At 60.9% G+C, this 17,828-nt stretch carries 16 protein-coding genes and 1 pseudogene; 13 read left to right on the forward strand and 4 right to left on the reverse strand.

The features are described from left to right. The first annotated feature begins 107 nt into the window (after positions 1-107). From PSCI_RS01170 to PSCI_RS28360, 3 genes and pseudogenes are all read left to right on the forward strand, one after another. Positions 108-2,216: a TonB-dependent siderophore receptor gene (locus PSCI_RS01170; RefSeq protein WP_442965464.1), complete on the forward strand. Its 2,109-nt coding sequence runs from the start codon at positions 108-110 to the stop codon at positions 2,214-2,216. Between the two features lie 96 nt (positions 2,217-2,312). After that, positions 2,313-4,073, forward strand: coding sequence for a S8/S53 family peptidase (locus tag PSCI_RS01175; protein ID WP_045481728.1), 1,761 nt, complete (start codon positions 2,313-2,315; stop codon positions 4,071-4,073). Between the two features lie 267 nt (positions 4,074-4,340). Next, positions 4,341-4,853 (forward strand): annotated as a pseudogene (locus tag PSCI_RS28360) (RNA-guided endonuclease InsQ/TnpB family protein); the annotation flags it as partial. A 301-nt stretch (positions 4,854-5,154) separates the two neighbouring features. Here the strand turns inward: PSCI_RS28360 and PSCI_RS01185 are convergent. Next, complete coding sequence (locus PSCI_RS01185; protein WP_045481731.1) at positions 5,155-6,903, reverse strand: BCCT family transporter; 1,749 nt, start codon at positions 6,901-6,903, stop codon at positions 5,155-5,157. A gap of 416 nt (positions 6,904-7,319) precedes the next feature. On the opposite strand from PSCI_RS01185, the gene PSCI_RS01190 reads away from it, so the two are divergent. From PSCI_RS01190 to PSCI_RS01200, 3 genes are all read left to right on the forward strand, one after another. Next, positions 7,320-8,633 carry a hypothetical protein gene (locus tag PSCI_RS01190; protein ID WP_045481734.1) on the forward strand — a complete coding sequence of 438 codons (1,314 nt, stop codon included), beginning with the start codon at positions 7,320-7,322 and terminating at the stop codon, positions 8,631-8,633. Positions 8,634-8,744: 111 nt separating this feature from the next. Further along, positions 8,745-9,995, forward strand: coding sequence for an MFS transporter (locus PSCI_RS01195; RefSeq protein ID WP_045481736.1), 1,251 nt, complete (start codon positions 8,745-8,747; stop codon positions 9,993-9,995). A gap of 9 nt (positions 9,996-10,004) precedes the next feature. After that, complete coding sequence (locus PSCI_RS01200; protein WP_045481738.1) at positions 10,005-11,258, forward strand: arsenic transporter; 1,254 nt, start codon at positions 10,005-10,007, stop codon at positions 11,256-11,258. 25 nt (positions 11,259-11,283) lie between these two features. On the opposite strand, the gene PSCI_RS01205 is transcribed toward PSCI_RS01200, so the two are convergent. Then, positions 11,284-12,354 carry an RNA-guided endonuclease InsQ/TnpB family protein gene (locus PSCI_RS01205; protein WP_084709810.1) on the reverse strand — a complete coding sequence of 357 codons (1,071 nt, stop codon included), beginning with the start codon at positions 12,352-12,354 and terminating at the stop codon, positions 11,284-11,286. A gap of 30 nt (positions 12,355-12,384) precedes the next feature. Between PSCI_RS01205 and tnpA the strand changes: the two genes are divergently transcribed. From tnpA to PSCI_RS29945, 3 genes are all read left to right on the forward strand, one after another. Then, a complete protein-coding gene (gene tnpA, locus PSCI_RS01210) occupies positions 12,385-12,831 on the forward strand; it encodes an IS200/IS605 family transposase (RefSeq protein ID WP_084710187.1) in 447 nt (148 codons plus the stop codon). A gap of 590 nt (positions 12,832-13,421) precedes the next feature. After that, on the forward strand, positions 13,422-13,952 hold the full coding sequence (locus tag PSCI_RS01215) for a BRO-N domain-containing protein (RefSeq protein WP_045481743.1): 531 nt from the start codon (positions 13,422-13,424) through the stop codon (positions 13,950-13,952). A 119-nt stretch (positions 13,953-14,071) separates the two neighbouring features. After that, positions 14,072-14,200 carry a hypothetical protein gene (locus tag PSCI_RS29945; RefSeq protein ID WP_257106168.1) on the forward strand — a complete coding sequence of 43 codons (129 nt, stop codon included), beginning with the start codon at positions 14,072-14,074 and terminating at the stop codon, positions 14,198-14,200. Positions 14,201-14,228: 28 nt separating this feature from the next. Here the strand turns inward: PSCI_RS29945 and PSCI_RS01220 are convergent, their stop codons facing one another. Next, positions 14,229-14,618: a winged helix-turn-helix transcriptional regulator gene (locus PSCI_RS01220; RefSeq protein WP_084709812.1), complete on the reverse strand. Its 390-nt coding sequence runs from the start codon at positions 14,616-14,618 to the stop codon at positions 14,229-14,231. A gap of 81 nt (positions 14,619-14,699) precedes the next feature. On the opposite strand from PSCI_RS01220, the gene PSCI_RS01225 reads away from it, so the two are divergent. From PSCI_RS01225 to PSCI_RS28365, 4 genes are all read left to right on the forward strand, one after another. Continuing rightward, a complete protein-coding gene (locus PSCI_RS01225; protein ID WP_045481749.1) occupies positions 14,700-15,107 on the forward strand; it encodes a DoxX family protein in 408 nt (135 codons plus the stop codon). A 14-nt stretch (positions 15,108-15,121) separates the two neighbouring features. After that, the gene (locus tag PSCI_RS01230; RefSeq protein WP_045481752.1) at positions 15,122-15,862 is read left to right on the forward strand and encodes an SDR family NAD(P)-dependent oxidoreductase; all 741 of its coding nucleotides are present in this window, start codon (positions 15,122-15,124) and stop codon (positions 15,860-15,862) included. 128 nt (positions 15,863-15,990) lie between these two features. After that, the gene (locus PSCI_RS01235) at positions 15,991-16,671 is read left to right on the forward strand and encodes a phytanoyl-CoA dioxygenase family protein (protein ID WP_045481756.1); all 681 of its coding nucleotides are present in this window, start codon (positions 15,991-15,993) and stop codon (positions 16,669-16,671) included. A 34-nt stretch (positions 16,672-16,705) separates the two neighbouring features. Continuing rightward, complete coding sequence (locus PSCI_RS28365) at positions 16,706-16,873, forward strand: DUF2986 domain-containing protein (RefSeq protein ID WP_084709814.1); 168 nt, start codon at positions 16,706-16,708, stop codon at positions 16,871-16,873. 14 nt (positions 16,874-16,887) lie between these two features. Here the strand turns inward: PSCI_RS28365 and PSCI_RS01240 are convergent, their stop codons facing one another. Next, the gene (locus tag PSCI_RS01240) at positions 16,888-17,787 is read right to left on the reverse strand and encodes a LysR family transcriptional regulator (RefSeq protein WP_045481759.1); all 900 of its coding nucleotides are present in this window, start codon (positions 17,785-17,787) and stop codon (positions 16,888-16,890) included. Positions 17,788-17,828: the final 41 nt, after the last annotated feature.

Genomic DNA, 17,828 nt, shown 5'->3' on the forward strand with positions numbered 1-17,828 from the left:
TTCTCATAGACATGATTTTTCACTTTTACAGGACGCTCCCCATGTCGCGCTCTACCCCACATGCGTTTTTCCGCCCGACCCGTAATTTGCTGACCATGGCCATTTGCATGGCCTCCATGACGCCTGCATGGGCGGTCGAAACCGGTGAGAAGCAAGAAACCGCCGCCCCCGCGGTGGTTGAACTGGGCGCGACCAAAATCGGTGATACCCAACTGGGCAGTACCACCGAGGGCAGCCAGTCGTACACCACCGGCTCCATGTCGACGGCCACCAAGCTGCCGCTGAGCCTGCGTGAAACGCCGCAAGCCGTGACGGTGATTACCCGCCAGCGCATGGACGACCAAGGCATGACCAGCATCAATGATGTAGTCAACGCCACCCCCGGGCTGTTTCTCAGCTACGCCAACGGCCCGGGCCGTCAGGCCTATACCTCACGTGGGTTCGACATCGACAACCTGATGTATGACGGCATCCCCAGTGGCTACAACGGCGTATCGGTCGGTGCCCAGCCAAACCTGGCGATGTTCGACCGCGTCGAGGTGGTGCGGGGCGCCACAGGCCTGGTGACCGGTTCCGGTAACCCGTCGGCGGCCATCAATCTGGTGCGCAAGCGCCCGCTGGCCGAGCAGAAAGTCACCCTGACCGGCGCGGCCGGCAGTTGGGACGACTACCGTGGCGAGATCGATGCCTCCAGCCCGCTAAACAGCAGCGGCACGTTGCGTGGCCGGGTGGTGGCCTCATACCGGGATGCCAACAGCTTCATTGATGACCGCGAAGAAGATCACGGTCTGTTCTATGCGGTCACCGAAGCCGACCTGAGCGAAGACAGCACCCTGACCCTGGGTTTCTCGCACCAGAAGGACAAGACCAACTACTTCTGGGGCTCGTCGATGGTTGGCCTGGACGGTCATCACCTGAACCTGCCGCGCTCGTATAACCCCGGCACCGACTGGGAAGACAAGGACCAGCAGATCAACACGCTATTCGCCGAGTTCCGTCAGCGCCTGGCCAACGACTGGAAGCTGCAAGTCAACGCCAACTACTCCGAGCAGGACGCGCTGTTTTCAGGCTCCTACCAATCGCGCTGGGCCGCCAACCGCGAGCTGCAGCGCACGGTTTACCAGGCTTCATACGATGAAAATCAAATGGGCCTGGATGGCTTTGTCAGCGGCCCGTTCGACGCCTTCGGCCGTACTCATGAGCTGGTGGTCGGCGCCAGCAAGCGTGTCTATGACCGGACCACTCACAACTACAGCCCGTACAACCTCTACTGGCCGCTCGATGGCGCCAAGCCGGATTTCGTGCGCACCAACGACAGCCATAACATCACCACCCAGGATGGCGTGTACCTGACCACTCGCCTGAACCTGGCCGACCCGCTGAAGTTGATTCTGGGCAGCCGCCTGGACTGGTACGACTACGACAACCGCAGCGGCGCCGGCGACTACAAGGTGACCCGCAACGTCACCCGCTACGCCGGCCTGATCTACGACCTGGACGCGCACCACTCGGTATACGCCAGCTTCAGCGATATCTTCACCCCGCAAAGCTCGCTGGATACCTCCGGCACCCCGGTACGGCCCATCGTCGGCAAGAACTACGAGATCGGCATCAAGGGCGAGTACTTCGACGGTGCGTTGAATGCCAGCCTGGCTCTGTTCCGTGTCGACCAGCAAAACCGCGCGGTGCAGGTGTTCGTGCCGAACTGCCCGCAATCGGCCTGCTATGAAGCCTCCGGCGAAGTACGCAGCCAGGGTATCGATCTGGAACTGCAAGGCGCACTGACCGAAAACTGGCAGGTCGGCGGCGGCTATACCTATGCCCGCGTGCACACCATCAAGGATGACGCCGCACCGCAGAACGTGAACCAGCGCTTTGATACCGACACGCCTGAGCACCTGTTCAAGCTGACCACCCGTTATCAGTTCCAGGGCCAACTGGAAAAACTGCGCGTGGGCGGCAACCTGTCCTGGCAGAGCCGCATGTACAACGACTTCGCCGTGCTCAACGGCAACTACCGTCTGGAACAAGGCAGCTACGTGCTGACCGACCTGATGGCCGGCTACAAGGTCAACCAGAACCTGGACCTGCAAGTGAACGCCAACAACATTTTCGACCGTAAATACTATGCGTCGATTTCCAACGCAGTGACCTACGGCGGCGACACCTATGGCGCACCGCGTAACCTGATGCTGACCGCCAAATACAGCTTCTGAGCCTCTTGCCCGGCGCAAGGAAGCGCCACTGGGCAGTGAACAAACCCGCCATGCCCGCAGTCCGAACAGCACCCCGCTGATCCAGGACCCTGCGCCATGCCTTTGCGCCCTGCCGCTCTGACCACTTTTCTTGCACTGTCCGGTATGGCTGTGGCCCAAGAACCCTTGCGCCTGGAGCAACTGGCGCGCTGCGGCGATCTGCTCGACAGCCAGCGCCAGACCTGGTGCCTGACGGTACGCGGTCTGTCGCCAGCAACGCCCACCTTGAAGCTTGGCGGCCAGAGCCTGCCGGCAAACGCGGTGCAACGCGACGGCCAGAACCTGCGCCTGACCCTCGACAGCCATGGCCGGCAGAGCGGCCCGCTGTGGCTGGAAGACGGCACGCGGGCCAGCAATGCGGCCTGGCTGACCCTGCGCAACAGTCATGTAGTGGCGGCCAAAGCGGATGAAGTGGCGAACAACATGGATGGCCTGACCACCTACGTGAATCTGGTCAGCGTGTTGATCGAAGAAAATCAGGATGGCCGCCTGGCCGCGCAGCAGTTGGCCGACAAATATGGCGCTACGGTGGTCGGCAGCATTGCGCCGCTCAACCTGTATCAACTGCGCCTGCCCGCCACCGATCTGGTGCAGCGCGATGCCTTGGTGCTGCGTCTGGGCAGTGAGATCAGTGTCGATGCGGTGGTGATTGAAGAGTCGGCTGCCGAGGAGGCTGAACAGCCGCCGGTACGCCGGCAAGAACCGCGTAAACCCGCGCCGGACTCGGACGAGTGGGCTGCCAATCGCTTTGTCGATGCCGTCAATTACTACCAGCGGCGCATCCCCGGCCGCCAGTCGCCCATCCAGCCGCAACCGGTGCGTATCGGCCTGATCGAGCGCAGTGTGGATTTCGACACCGCCGATTTTAGCGACTATATCGGCGCCTGCGCGCTGCCGCGCACCTGCGTCTATGCCCGTGACGCCAGCAAGCCGGACAGCCACGGCACCACCGTGGCGGGGATTCTCGCTGCCGGTTGGGACAACGGCGGCAATACCGGCCTGTTGCGCGGCCTGGACAAGCATTCCGGCGGTTTCGAGGTGATCGTGGAGCGTAATTCTGATGCCGGGATCACCGCCAATATCGCCGCCTCGGTGAACCTGGTCGAAGACGGCGTGCGGGTGCTCAACTGGAGCTGGGGCATTCACCGGGTCGGGGCCAAGACCGTGGACGGCACCGAGGTGGATTCACTGTTGCGCTCGGGGCTGGCCATGAGTGGTTATGAAGAGCTGCTCGAAGAGTTCTTCTTCTGGCTGCGCCGCGAACACCCGGACGTGCTGGTGGTGAACTCGGCGGGTAACGGCTCGTCGTTTTCCAGCACCGACGAATACCGCCTGCCCTCCTCGTTCGTCACCGAACAACTGCTGGTGGTCGGCGGCCATCAGCGCAGCGAGCAGCCTGGCCTGGCCGTGCAAGACCCTGGCTATGCGGTCAAACGCAGTTCATCGAACATTGATAAGCGCGTCGACATCACCGCTGCCGCCTGCGCCCATGCCTCGACCCGCGACGCCGGGCAGACCGGTAGCGTGCATTGCGGCACCTCCTATGCCACGCCAATGGTCGCCGGCCTTGTGGCGACCATGCTGTCGATCAATGCGCAGTTGCAACCGGCGCAACTGCGCATGCTGCTGCGCCGCAGCTCGATGACCATCGGTGACAACTACGACTTCGAGCCCACCGATGCCGAAGACCTCACCGCACCGATCCTGCCGTCCGAACGCAGCTACCAACTGGACAACCAGGACGTCGGCCGCTCGGCACGCCTGGACATGCAGCAGGCTCTGGATCTTACGGTGCAGAGCCGTGAGCGGGTGCGCTGACCATCGGCGCTCGACAAGCCCCGCCGTTCAGGGCGGGGAAGGATAGCGCGGACGGCGTAGCCGTCCCTGGTTGCAGTGGGGTGCCTGCTGCTGTTCGATGTACGCACCGCCACAGGATGATGCGAAGTAATATGGCGACACAGATACCCTTCTACGGCGGTATTTCGTTACAAAGACCCCATGGGCATGCACCTTGAAAACACCGTGCCGTCGGCGCCTAATGTCGTCTTCCTAGCTCATGGCTCAAGAGCAGCATGTAACGACTTCCAGCGCATTCACTCCCGCATCGGCAATGCCCGCTGAGACTATCTGCACAAGTGCTCGACCACGATCAGCCAAAACCACGCGATGGTGTGTATCGAGGACTTGCAGGTACGCAATATGTCCAGGTCGGCGGCAGGCACGGCAGAGGCACCGGGAAGAAACGTTCGGGCCAAATCTGGCCTGAACAGGGCCATCCTCGATCAGGGCTGGTTCGAGCTCCGCCGGCAACTGGACTACAAGCTGGCGTGGCGCGGCGGCTGGCTGATTGCCGTGCCGCCGCACAATACCAGCCGCACGTGCCCGAGTTGCGGCCACGTGTCGGCGGCCAACCGCCAGACGCAAGCGCTGTTCAGGTGTGTGGGATGTGGTTTCGAAGGCAACGCTGATGTGGTCGGCGCAATCAATGTACTAAGGGCGGGACACGCCCGGTTAGCCTGTGAAGTGAGCGCAGAGGTCATGGCGCCAGCAGCAGGAACCCACCGAAGCGACTCAGGGGCGGCTCGATGCTGCGCCTGAGCGCCGTAGGAATCTCCGGCCTTCAGGCCGGGGAGGATGTCAAAGACCGTTGAAAAACAAGCTGACTGGTACCGATGAGTTAAAGCGACTTGGCATGCTCCCACGCTTGCTGATTTGAAATACTGTGGGAACGAGCCAGCTCGTGAATAGGCCAATCCCGACACACACCCTGTAGCGCTTGGAAAACAGCCTTCACGACCCAGGTCGTTCCCACCTCGACCCTGATCTGAAATACGGCCGCTCCCACCCGGATCCTGCCTTGAAATACTGTGGGAGCAAGCTTGCTCGCGAAAAAGCCGGATCAGGCGCTGGTGCTCTCACTGTTTTCAGGCTGCGTCTGGGTGCTGGTCTTCTTCTCCTGGACCACGATGTAGAACTCTTCGCCGTGCTTGACCGCGCCGTACAGCACGGCTTTTTCGATCAGCTCGTTGCCGCGCAGGTGGCGCAGCATCATCGGGTCTTTGCGCAAGTCGCGGTACAGCGCCACACACAGCAGGACCATGACAATCACGAACGGCAAGGCCACCACGATGGTCAGGTTCTGCAACCCGGTCAGTGCCTCGCCCGGATTACGCGGGTCACCGATGGCCAGCATGATCGCCGCCACCGTACCGGTCAGTGCGCCCCAGAAAATCACGGTTCTGCGCGACGGTTCGGTGGTGCCGTGCTCTGACAGCGTGCCCATCACCAGCGATGCAGCATCGGCGCCGGAGACAAAGAAAATCGCCACCAGAATCATCACCAGCACCGAGGTGGCCGAGGCCCACGGATAACTGTCGAGCAACTGATACAGCGCGGTGTTGCTATTGACCGCGCCCTCAATCAGGGTGAAGGAGCCGTCGCGCAGTGCATCGATACCGGCACCGCCGAAGATGGTGAACCACACCAGGCTGACCAGGCTCGGCACCAGCAACACCCCGCTGACGAACTGGCGAATGGTCCGGCCACGGCTGATGCGGGCAATGAACATGCCCACGAAGGGTGTCCAGGATATCCACCAGGCCCAGTAGAACACGGTCCAGCCGGCCAGCCAGCTGTCCATCTGCTGACCGCCGCTGGCACTGGTGCGGGCCATCATTTCTGGCAGCAGCTTGATGTAGATGCCCAGCGAGGTCGGCAGCAGGTTGAGCATCAGCAGGGTCGGGCCGACGATAAACACAAACAGCGCCATGACCAGCGCCAGCACCATGTTGGTGTTGGACAGCCACTGGATCCCCTTGCCGATACCGGACACCGCCGAGGCGATGAAGGCGATGGTCAACAGGGTGATGATTGATACGTAGAACAGCTTGCCGGGATGCTCGATCCAGCCGTTGTACTCAAGGCCACCGGCGATCTGCAAGGCGCCCAGCCCCAGCGACGCGGCCGAGCCGAACAGCGTGGCGAAGATCGCCATCATGTCGATCAGCCGCCCCAGCGGGCCATTGGCATGGCGACCGATCAATGGCCGGAAGGCAGTGGAAATCAACTGCGAGCGGCCACGGCGAAAGGTGCCGTAGGCAATCACCAGGCCGATGATCGCGTACATTGCCCAGGGGTGCAGGGTCCAGTGGAACAGCGTGGTCGCCATGGCCACCTGCATCGCCTCGCTGGACTGCGCCACCGCCGAACCCGGCGGCGGGTTGACGTAGTGCGACAGCGGCTCGGCAACCCCGAAGAACATCAGGCCGATGCCCATGCCGGCGCTGAACATCATCGCCACCCACGACACGGTGCGAAACTCCGGCGCTTCACCATCGCGGCCCAGCGGCACCTTGCCGTAACGGCTGGCCGCCAGCCACAACACGAAAATCACGAACAGCGTCGAGGTCAGCACGAAGAACCAGCCGAAGTGCACGATGACCCACGATTGCGCCGTGGAGGCACTGGCCGCCAGACTCGCCTGGTTGATAAAGCCCCAGGCGATGAACGCGATGGCCAGCACACTGGTGACACCAAACACGATCCAGTCGATGGTGCCTTCCAGATGCCGGTCACGGAAGGCTTCTTCGGTTTGCGAGGGATCGGTTACGCCGAGGGCCAGCGTATCCGGGTTGTATTCTTGTGCCATAAATGATGACGCCCCTGTGTGGGTTCCTGGACGCTGCAGGTTTTTTTGTTATTGGGTTCAGCAGCCTTGTGCCAAATCCTTGCGGGCGTAAAAGCCACTTGCATTCAGCGCGCATCGCGACGTCCGGGACCGACGTGTACGGGTTGCCGGAGGCGATTATGCGGCGCTGACGGACGCCGCCTGTTCCGATACCGGCGTGGGGCATTCATTGCGCGACTCGCCTGTGGATAAAATGAGATCCGACAGAGACACCGCTGCAAGCAATGGCATGGAAGTCCATGCTCATCAATAAAGTCGCATGCGCTGCATGCTGGTATGAGTTCGCCAAACTACGGCTGTCCGCCTGTCATCACACAGTGGTACCTTAAATTAACCTCCGCGTATCCCGCCCTGTAGACGATCAACAAGGATGAGCCATGAAGAAGCTGGCCTCGGTAGATGCCGATATCTACCATAAGCACTACGCTGACAACGCCTTTGGCAGGACGCATCAACAGGCGCGACTGGAAAATACCCACATCGTTACTTATGCCCACTATGAAAAGTTGCGCAACACCGGCTATTTTCTCAATCAGCATTTTTTCAAGAAATCCTGGCGACCCAAGGTCATCATCGGCATTGGTGGCCTAGGCCACAAACTCCAGCGAGATACGTTTGAAGAACAACTCAGGTTGCTCATTAAATTTCTGCCCGCTCATGTCGAACTTTACGTTCATGCTGCCTGCCATGTGAAGATGCTCAGTCACGACACTGACACGGTACTGGGTTCACAGAATATCTCAGGCACCTCGATGCCCTATCTTGAGTCCGGCTCAAGCTCTGGCACCCGTCACCATGAGGTACAGATCCAGTTTAAAGATGAGTCTTTGTCCTGCGCCAAAGCACTTTTTGAGGAAATACTCTGTGACCCGAGCCTGCACCTGAGGCTTTCCAGAAACAGTGACGCTACTGCCGTCGCGACCCATTTAATAGCCGGCTTCGCACTTGAGGGTCATCGACGCAAGATCGACTTCACCCGAAACTTGGGTGTACTTCTAGGCCAGGATATCGAACCCCCCTCTCATATCGATTACGAACCGACGCTTGAAAAAAACCATTATCTGGTAACGGCAGCAGCAAAGATCTACGGCGCAGCAGCTGTCACAAAAATTCATCTGAATGAGTTATTCGATATCCTCTACGCCGACGGTGACGATTTTCCATTGAATGAAGCGTTCACTAACTATGTGTTCGAAGTATCAAGTTTGCTGGAAGCTGTCAGCGAGGACACCGTACCGGACAAAGCGTCGCTACTGGATGTGTTAAGAGCGGTCTACTCTCGGGAAATGCCAGTGGTCGAAGGCGAACCGCTGGATGAGTTCGTCGATATGCTCAAAACCGTTATCGAGCGCCATCACGCCACGGAGCGAGGTGAGTTCGTCAATCGTCATCAACATCGGCTAACTCATCAGGTCATGGAAAATCCGGACTATGCGGAACGGGCTGTTTCCATGGCTCGGGATGCCGACGGAAACCTGGATGAGTATGAGGTGCGTAGCGCGCTGTTGAACGACGCTATTGATCCGCGACGCTACATGGATGTACTGGATCTGTCAGACTTTGTCGCCGACGTACACAAGGAGATCGAAAAGGCTTATATCGCAGCGGTGGCCAGCACGTTCGCAGCACTTCATGAAAGACATGCAGCGTTGCTGCAAATCTATCAGCGTGAACTGATCAGCCAACCGTGAGGTGAGTCGATGATCAAGGCATGAAGCCCTCGCTTCACGAACTAAAGCCATTGGCCACAGTCAGCGTATCAAGATGTTTCACTGCTCCGCTGACCTGCCGAGATTATCCACTTGAACGACCAGACCAAGAACCGTCGCAATGAGCTGTCGCTGGATGGGCTGAACTTCTTTCTCGCTGACGTGCGCGACGGATTGGGGCCGTATCTGGCGATTTACCTGCTGGCCGTGCACAACTGGGAGCCAGCCAGTATCGGTCTGGTGATGACCGTTGCCGCAGTGGCAGCGCTGCTGACCCAGGCACCGGCGGGCGCGTTGATCGACCGCACCACCGCCAAGCGTGCCGTGGTGGTGCTTGCCGCGCTGCTGGTGACCGGCAGTTGCCTGCTGCTGCCGTGGCTGACATCGTTCGGCCTGGTGGCGCTGACCCAGGCTGTCAGCGCCATCGCCGGCTCGGTGTTCGCCCCGGCCATCGCGGCGATCACCTTGGGCATCACCGGCCCGCGGGCCTTTACCCGCCGTACCGGGCGCAACGAGACCTTCAACCATGCCGGTAATGCCTGTGCCGCGCTGCTGGCCGGCGGCTTTGCCTGGCTGTTCGGCCCGGTGGCGGTGTTTTACCTGATGGCGGTGATGACGCTGGGCAGCATTGTCGCGGTCAGCCTGGTATCGGCCAAGGCCATTGACCATGATCTCGCGCGGGGCTTCACCCCGGAGTCGGCGGGCAGTCACGGCCAGCCGTCCGGGCTGCGGATCTTGCTCAGCAACCGGCCGCTGCTGTGGTTCGCGGTGTGTTGCGCACTGTTTCACCTGGCCAATGCGGCGATGCTGCCACTGGTCAGCCAGAAGCTGGCGCAGGTCAATCTGCAACTGGCCACCCCACTGACCTCAGCGTGCATCGTCGCCGCACAACTGGTCATGGTGCCCATGGCGCTGCTGGCCGGTGCCCGTGCCGACCAGTGGGGGCGCAAGCCACTGCTGATGGCCGGTTTTTTGATTCTGCCGCTGCGCGGTGCGCTGTACGTGGTCTCTGATGAACCATTCTGGCTGCTGGCGGTGCAGTTGCTCGATGGCATCGGTGCCGGGCTGTTTGGCGCGTTGTTTCCGGTGGTGGTCAAAGACCTGACCCAAGGCACCGGGCGTTTCAACGTCAGCCTGGGCGCCTTGTCAGCGGCATTCGGCCTGGGCGCGGCACTCAGCCCTGGCCTGGCCGGCCTGGTGGTCCAGGCGGCAGGCTACAATGCCGCGTTCCTGACCCTGGCGGCGATTGCCGGGGTAGCCTTTGTGCTGCTGTGGCTGACCGTGCCGGAAACCTCCACGCGCACTTCCAACAGCGCCGCGGCCCAGCCTGCCGCCACCCTCTGAGTACCTGCCATGCCTGCATTAGACCCGACGACGGGGATCTGGACCGTTGCCGCCCTCGCAACCGCCGCAGTGATCCTGCGCCCCTGGCGGGTGCCGGAATTTGTCTGGGCGCTCGGCGGCGCGGTGCTGTTGATTCTGCTCGGCTGGCTGCCGCTGCCTGCCGCGCTCAAAGCCGTGGCCGAAGGCGGCGATGTGTATCTGTTTCTGATCGGCATGATGGTCCTGGCGGAACTGGCCCGCCAGCAGGGGCTGTTCGACTGGCTGGCGATGTATGCGGTACAGCACGCCAAAGGCTCTGGCCAGCGGCTGTTCAACCTGGTGTTTCTGGTTGGCACGCTGGTTACGGTGTTTCTGTCCAACGATGCCACCGCCGTGGTCCTGACCCCGGCGGTGTACGCCGCCTGCCGCGCCGCCAAGGCCGAGCCGCTGCCTTATCTGTTCATTTGCGCGTTTATCGCCAACGCGGCCAGCTTCGTACTGCCGATTTCCAACCCGGCCAACCTGGTAGTGTTTGGCAGCCAGATGCCGCCACTGCTCGACTGGCTTCGGCAATTCAGCTTGCCGTCACTGGCCGCCATTGGCCTGACTTACCTGATGCTGCGCCTGGCCCAACGCAAACAGATTCGCCAGCCGCTGGCCACCTGCATCGACCTGCAGCCGCTGCCTGGCGGCGCGCGCCTGTGTGCGTTCGGCCTGGTCCTGACCGGCATCGTGCTGCTCAGTGCCTCGGCGCTGGACCGGCCACTGGGCCTGCCGACCTTTTGCGCGGGTCTGGCCACCGCCGGGCTGATCCACCTGCGTCAGCGGCGCAGCCCGCTGCCGGTGCTCAAGGGCGTGGCCTGGGGCGTGCTGCCGCTGGTGGCCGGGCTGTTCATGCTGGTCGAAGCGGTGGCACACACCGGCCTGACTCAACGTCTGGCCCACGGCCTCGCGGCACTGGCGCAACACTCCGAAGCCCAGGCCGGCTGGGCTGCCGGCATCGCTGCAGCACTGGCCGGCAACCTGATGAACAACCTGCCGGCCGGCTTGATCGCAGGCTCCATGGGCCAGATGGCCGAACTGCCCGGCAGTACCACTGCGGCGCTGTTGATCGGCATCGACCTGGGGCCGAACCTGTCGATCACCGGGTCACTGGCGACCTTGTTGTGGCTGGCAGCGATTCGCCGCGAGGGCGAGCATGTGGGGGCGTGGGGGTTTCTGAAACTGGGCGTGCTGGTAATGCCACCGGCGTTGGTCGCGGCGTTGGCGGCGTTGTTGGTTTAAAAGGGGCGTTGACATCCTCCCCGCCCTAAAGAGCGGGGATTCCTACCGCTAGACGGCGATGCCCCGCCGCGAGAATGTTCCGGGCCGCGTCTACATCGCGGTCGTGGGCTGTACCGCAGCACACGCAGGTCCATTCTCTTATTCGCAAACCGGCTCTACCTTTCGGACTGCTGGTGGAAATGCTTCCACAGCACGAGCAGGTCTGGGTGGTATAGCGCTCGGCTACAACCTCAAAAACAACGCCTGCCCGTTGGCATTTCTGCTCCAGCATTGTCTTGAGTTGGCCCCATCCTGCATCAAGCGTGGATTTGGCCATTTGAGTCTTTACGAGTTTGGCGCTGGCTACATCGCCAACGAAAATGGCGGCGCAGCGCTCAACCAGAGCGGTTGAGAACTTGTGTTGCGCATCCTTGCGCCGGTTCCTGATCCTGGCATGGAGGGCGCGAACACGTGCCCTCTTGCCAGCACGCTGAGCGATGCCCAGCTTCTGCTCCAGGGTGCGATATTCGCGCCCGACCAGCACCTGGCCCTCAGACGTTGTAGCTGCCGCTTTAAGGCCCAGGTCGATGCCAACTGCGGCAGTGCCGATACACGGCTTGCTCTCAACCTGCACGCAGATATTGAGATACCAGCGCCCCCTGGAATCTTCACTGAAGCTTCCGGCCCGCAGGGCGTACTGGCTTAAACCGTAGCTGTCCCACAGACCAAACCTGAACCCGGCGAACTGAATCTGACCGTTCTTGTATTGCAAGGCACGAGCCTTGAATGGAATCCAGCCCAGGCTGTATTTGGGGCTGCTCCTGCTGGACACCCGCCAATTGAGCCTGGAACGCTTGAACTGCTTGCGTGCCTTAGCGTAGTCCTCGCAAACCTGCTGCACGGTTGGCGAGCCGATCTGCACGCCGTCGCATTTGCTTAATCCATTGGTCAGCTTTTGCAGGTCAAAACCGGAGAGCCACTGGTGGCGTTCCCGGATGGCGCGATGACTCGTTTCATTGCAGTAGTTCCACACCATATTGACCTCGCGCGCCATCGCAAGCAGCGTTTTCGCGTGCTTGTCTTTGATTCGGAGTTTAAGGGTCTTGGTGTGGGTCATCGAATGAATTATGGTTTGGTCTTTCAAACCATGGCAAGGGATATCTACGTGGCGAGGCCTCGCAAGAATGATGGTGATTTGCGGCATGGAAGGCATTGCGTATTTGCCTTGCATGCTCATTTGGTCTTTGTAACAAAATATCGACGCAACGTGTTCAAGAAAGAACACCTGGATGCCATGCAAATTATTCTTGCCAACGTCTGCAAGGATTTCGACGCGCAGTTGGTCGAGTTCAACGGCGAACACGATCATGTTCACCTGCTGATCAACTATCCGCCGAAGGTGGCGTTGTCGAATCTGGTGGCTTCACTCAAGGGGGTATCATCCAGACTGCTGCGTAAGCAGTTCGGGGATTTCCACCCCTGGCTCAAGCGAAGAGGTGTCCTCTGGTCACCATCCTATTTCGCCTCTAGCTGCGGCGGTGCGCCGATTGAAATCCTGCGCCAATACATTGAAGAACAGCAGACTCCCCACTAGGACGCCTGCGGCGTCCGCGCTCTCGACCTCGGGCTAAACCCTCGAGGCTTCTCGCGCATATGGTGAATAGTGATTTCAGCTACTGAGGTGTCCAGAGCCACTAGACCAATGCACCTGATCATCAGCCTCAATCACGATTCCAGTGCACATTTCCTGGTCGCCCAGACGAATGAAAAACTCCTTGAACATGTGTATCTCTCCTTGAAATGGCTGAACGAGTACAAGCATGAGAAAAAAGACTGACATCCTGACCAGCGTACTGCTGAACGTTGATTGAGAAACGGGCTACATACTCGTAGGCAGCGTCGGTGGCCATCACCTGCTGCACTCTTTCCAGTCTGGTTAATCTGCGCAGCACTCACTGCAAAATCAGTAAGTCGGGTTTGGCGACCTGAATTTCTAACCCCCACCGACTTCCCCATAACGTTGCAGGTATCATCCTGCCCGTTAGTCCGTTATGGCTGTTGTACGTGGGAGACCTGCGGGTCTGCCGGGGTTGGGGCGTGACCTGGTTCGCCAACCCGCGTACAACTGCCACCCTTATCGTTTGGCGACGGTCCGTGGCAGTTTCACTCCCCGAGGAAACGCTTATGACTGCTATTAACCCAAACAATCCCTGTACCGAACACTTCGAAGCCATTCCCTTCATCCGTCACCACCGCCAGTTGCGCACCACCCTGAGCGACGGTCAGGCGTGGTTCTGCCTGAGCGATCTTGCCCGCCTGATGGGCCGGCGCCTCGACGAACGCTCCACGCTGAAACTCGACCCCGACCAGCGCCGCACGGCCTGGCTGGAAACTTTCGGCGAGTATGAGCGCTGCACGCTGGTCAGTGAGTCCGGCGTCTTCGCCCTGCTGGTCCACCACTACGTGCCGGAAAACCGCACCCTGCGCCGTTGGCTGACCCACGAAGTGCTACCGGAACTGCACCGGCGTCATGACCGGTTCATCGAGTTGCCGAGCGTGAACAGCCTGGACTGGCTGGGCAACTCGTTGCAGTTGCTGCACTGGCGCAATGAAAGCTGGGTGCGCTGGAAGGACATGACGGGGGTGCTGGTGGAGATGCCTGAGCGCAGACCCCTGAGCCTGTGGCGGCGTGTGCTGCGCTGGGTCCAAGGCTAGGGCTCGCCAGCCCTTCAATCAGACCTTGAAACTACGGCTACACCGATCGATAAACGCGCGCAGCTTGGGCTGGTTTCTGGCCGTTTTCGAGAAGTACAGGAACAGCCCGTGGCTGCCGGGTGAGCAAAGCACCGCTGTTTGAAAACCGGGTGGTGGTCGATGGGCGATTGATTACCGGCCAGAATCCGGCTTCGGCGACGGCGCTGGGTGAGGCCGTGGTCAAGGCGCTGCAAGCCAGGGCCAAGTGAGGACAAACCATCGCCGGGGCCGGCGCTTCTAGGCTCTACCCGGCTTACGCCCCCGCGGGCTGGCCTTGGCCGGCACACTATTGCCGTAGGTCTGCCACCAGACGGTCAAGGCCTCCATGGTCGGCCCCAATGCCCGCGCTTTGTCGGTCATCGCGTACTCCACCCGTGGCGGGACTTCGGCATACACCGTGCGGGTGATCAATCCGTCGTTTTCCAGCTCGCGAAGTTGCGCAGTCAGCATGTGCTGGGTGATGCCGCCAATGGCCTTGCGCAGTTCGCCAAAACGATAAATGCGCTCGTTCAACAGCCACATGATTTCCAGTTTCCACTTGCCGGAAAGCAGCGCAAAGGCGCGGCGCATTTCTTCGTGCATGTTGATGGCCGGGGCTTCAATAGTCTGGTTTTCCATACTAGGCATCACTATTTCATCCTACTTGTGGATATTCATCTTAGCCGACATTGTTGGTTAAAGACTCTGTTGAATACCGCGAGGAACACCATGTTTGAACTGTCTCTGTATTGGCTCAGTACGTTGTTGCTGGCACTGCTGTATCTGCTTTCGGCCACTCTGTATGTCGTGCGCCGCGACTGGGCGCGCCAGGGGCTGGTGGACCTGGGCTACCCGGACCATCTGATGAACGTTCTCACCGCCGTGAAGTTGCTGGCGGTGATTGCGATTCTGTCGCGCGTCAGTGTGGCGCTGAGTGATCTGGCGTATGCCGGGGTGCTCTACCACCTGCTGTTATCGGCGCAGGCTTACTTCGGCGTGCGCAATCCTCGGGGTGCGCTGCCGGCGTTGATCGGCCTGGTACTGCTGGCGGTTTCCTTTACCACCCAGAACAGCGCACGCGAAATCCCCTCGCCTTACCTGCCGGCCACAGCGGCCTATTCCCAGCCTTCACACTGAACGGAGAACTTGCCATGTCACGTCTTGACGGAAAAGTAGCGATTGTTACCGGTGCCGGTCGCGGCATTGGTCGCGCCACAGCCCTGTTGTTTGCCGCCGAAGGTGCCAGCGTCGCGGTGCTGTCACGCACAGCGGAAAATGTGCAGCAGGTGGTCGCGCAGATTCAGGCCGCAGGCGGCAAGGCGCACGGCGTGGTGTGTGACCTGGCAGAGCCAGAACAGATCACTGCAGCGATCGCGCAAGTGGTCAGTGTCTACGGGCAGATTGATATTCTGGTCAACAACGCTTTCGACCCGGCGCAGGTCTCTGCTTCGGTGCTTGAGCTGTCAGCGGAGCAACTGCAACGCAATTTCGAGCTGGGACCGGTGGCTTACCTGCGCACCATGCAGGTTTGCTATCCCTGGCTCAAAGCCAGTGGCGCAGGTCGGGTCATCAACTTTGCCTCACTGGCCGGGGTGGTCGGCCTGCCGGGCTATGCGCCGTACAACATGGCCAAGGAAGCGGTGCGCGCCCTGACCCGCTCGGCGGCGCGTGAGTGGGGGGCCGACGCGATTACCGTCAACAACGTGCTGCCAGTGGCTGAAACCTGGGGCGATGCCGTGGTACCACCACCCAGTAATGTACTGGGCCGTTATGGTTCACCGGAACACGACATCGCACCGGTGGTGCTGTTTCTGGCCAGCAAGGATGCCCAGTACCTCACCGGCTACAGCCTGACGCCCGATGGCGGGCAGATCATCGACAGCGCGCGCTAGCCTGCGCGCCCTGCCGCGCCACGGTTGGTAATGCAGCACCGCCAGCACGTTGAGGTCGCCGTTTATCTGCCTGAGCACTACCATGAGCCAACCGGTCCGCAGGACGCAAAAGCGCTATAAGGAAAGCCATGCCCTACCGCACCCAGCTTCACCACAACGGCTACGCCCTGCTGCGCCAGGCCATCCCCGGCCAATGGCTGGCGCAGTTGCGTCACACCTTTGACAGTGGTCTGCGCCCTTCAGACCAGTGGCCTGTGCCACGCGGCGCTGACTGGCGGCATTCGATGCTCGATGACGATGCGCAAGTCCAGGCGCTGTGCCGGTTGCCACAGTTGCTGGCGGTGGTGGGCGAGTTGCTTGGCGAACGGTTCTTTCTGACTCAGGTCGAGGGTCGCGAGCCGGTTGCCGGGGGCGGTCATCAGCGCTTGCACCGCGACCTTTCAGCGCAGCGGCCGGGGGATACAGTGAGCGTGCTGGCCTATCTGGATGACTATGGCCCGGACAACGGCGCCACCCGCATTGTGCCTGCCAGCCATCGACCCATACCGCAGGCGCCGCCGTTCGATTTCACCGATGAGTCAGGCGCCATACAGTTGAGCGGCTCGGCGGGGGACATGCTGGTGTTCGATGTCGACCTGGTCCACGCGGGCAGCCTGAACCACAACGGTGCCCGGCGGCGGACGCTGTTGATTGGCTATGCGGTAGAACAGCTGCGCGACGCGTACGCGCAGACCGCGAGCCTGCGCAATGTGCGCATGGACACCGGCGAGAGTTTTGCACCTGCGGATTTTGCCCTGCCGCGCACCTGATATCATGCCGGCCTGCCCACGCCGAGTAGCAACCATGAATCGCCAGAAAAAGATCAAGCAGCTGTTGAAGGCCCATGCCAAAAAGGCCAGTGCCAAGCTGGCACCGAAAAAGAAATGCACTTACGTCAGCAAGGCTGATCGCTTGAAACTGGCGGCTGAGGCTCAAGCCGATGTTCAGACGCCGGTGTCTGCGCCAGACTGAAGGCCCTGCCCTGATCAAGCATCCAACTGATGCTGCTCCAGCAAAAAGTCGACAAATACCCGAACCCGCGCCGGCATCGCCTGGCCGCCGACGAACACGGCATGAATCGGCTCGACGTCGCCGGGGTTGTAGGCATCGAGCAATGGCACCAGTTCACCGCGCTTGAGGTCTTCAGCCACGCTGAAGGTGCCGATCCGGGCGATGCCGGCACCGACTCTGGCCAGTTGCGCCAGCGCCTCACCACTGCTGCATTCAATATTGCCGGTGATCTTAAGGGCAAACGGCTGCCCGTCACGCACAAATGGCCAATCGGGTTCGGCCCGGCGAAAGTTGAAGCGCAGGCAGTTGTGTTGCAGTAAATCTTCCGGTGCTGTCGGGGTGCCGTGGCGTTGCAGGTAATCGGGGGATGCGACCACCACCTGACCGGTTTCGCCAATTCTTCGAGCGGTCAGCGGGCTGTCGGGCAAGTTGCCGAAACGTATCGCCACATCCGCCTCACCGGCGAGGATATCGACCACTTCATCGCCCAGGGTCAGGTCGACGACGATCTGTGGATAGCGCGCACTGAACGCTGCCACCAGCGGCACGATGGCCAACCGGCCGTGCCCCAGGGCGGCGCTGACCCGCAAGCGGCCCTTCGGTACGCCCTGGGCGGCGATCGCTTCTTCGACCTCGGACATGTCGGCCAGAATCCGCCGGGCACCGCGCAGGTAGGCTTCGCCTTCGCAGGTCAGGGTCATCGCCCGGGTGGTGCGCAACAGCAAGCGGGTGCCGATGCGCTGCTCGGTACGGGCAATAATGCGGCTCACCGCTGAGGGCGTCAGCCCCAGGGTGCGTGCGGCTGCCGACAGGCTGCCTTCTTGTGCCACGGTGGCGAACACCTGCATTTCACCGGACCGGCCATTGACGTCCATTTGTGCCCCTCACGCAAAGGTGTTTGAACTCAAAGCGCTCT

Source organism: Pseudomonas sp. StFLB209, assembly GCF_000829415.1.
Classification (GTDB): Bacteria; Pseudomonadota; Gammaproteobacteria; order Pseudomonadales; family Pseudomonadaceae; genus Aquipseudomonas.

Coding starts and splice junctions, on each gene's coding strand:
- PSCI_RS01215 (WP_045481743.1), top strand. CDS start 13,422: ATGACTGCTATTAACCCAAACAATCCCTGTACCGAACACTTCGAAGCC.
- PSCI_RS01170 (WP_442965464.1), top strand. CDS start 108: ATGGCCTCCATGACGCCTGCATGGGCGGTCGAAACCGGTGAGAAGCAA.
- PSCI_RS01175 (WP_045481728.1), top strand. CDS start 2,313: ATGCCTTTGCGCCCTGCCGCTCTGACCACTTTTCTTGCACTGTCCGGT.
- PSCI_RS01240 (WP_045481759.1), bottom strand. CDS start 17,787: ATGGACGTCAATGGCCGGTCCGGTGAAATGCAGGTGTTCGCCACCGTG.
- PSCI_RS01220 (WP_084709812.1), bottom strand. CDS start 14,618: ATGCCTAGTATGGAAAACCAGACTATTGAAGCCCCGGCCATCAACATG.
- PSCI_RS01225 (WP_045481749.1), top strand. CDS start 14,700: ATGTTTGAACTGTCTCTGTATTGGCTCAGTACGTTGTTGCTGGCACTG.
- tnpA (WP_084710187.1), top strand. CDS start 12,385: ATGGCAAGGGATATCTACGTGGCGAGGCCTCGCAAGAATGATGGTGAT.
- PSCI_RS01190 (WP_045481734.1), top strand. CDS start 7,320: ATGAAGAAGCTGGCCTCGGTAGATGCCGATATCTACCATAAGCACTAC.
- PSCI_RS01200 (WP_045481738.1), top strand. CDS start 10,005: ATGCCTGCATTAGACCCGACGACGGGGATCTGGACCGTTGCCGCCCTC.
- PSCI_RS01205 (WP_084709810.1), bottom strand. CDS start 12,354: ATGACCCACACCAAGACCCTTAAACTCCGAATCAAAGACAAGCACGCG.
- PSCI_RS01185 (WP_045481731.1), bottom strand. CDS start 6,903: ATGGCACAAGAATACAACCCGGATACGCTGGCCCTCGGCGTAACCGAT.
- PSCI_RS01235 (WP_045481756.1), top strand. CDS start 15,991: ATGCCCTACCGCACCCAGCTTCACCACAACGGCTACGCCCTGCTGCGC.
- PSCI_RS28365 (WP_084709814.1), top strand. CDS start 16,706: ATGAATCGCCAGAAAAAGATCAAGCAGCTGTTGAAGGCCCATGCCAAA.
- PSCI_RS01230 (WP_045481752.1), top strand. CDS start 15,122: ATGTCACGTCTTGACGGAAAAGTAGCGATTGTTACCGGTGCCGGTCGC.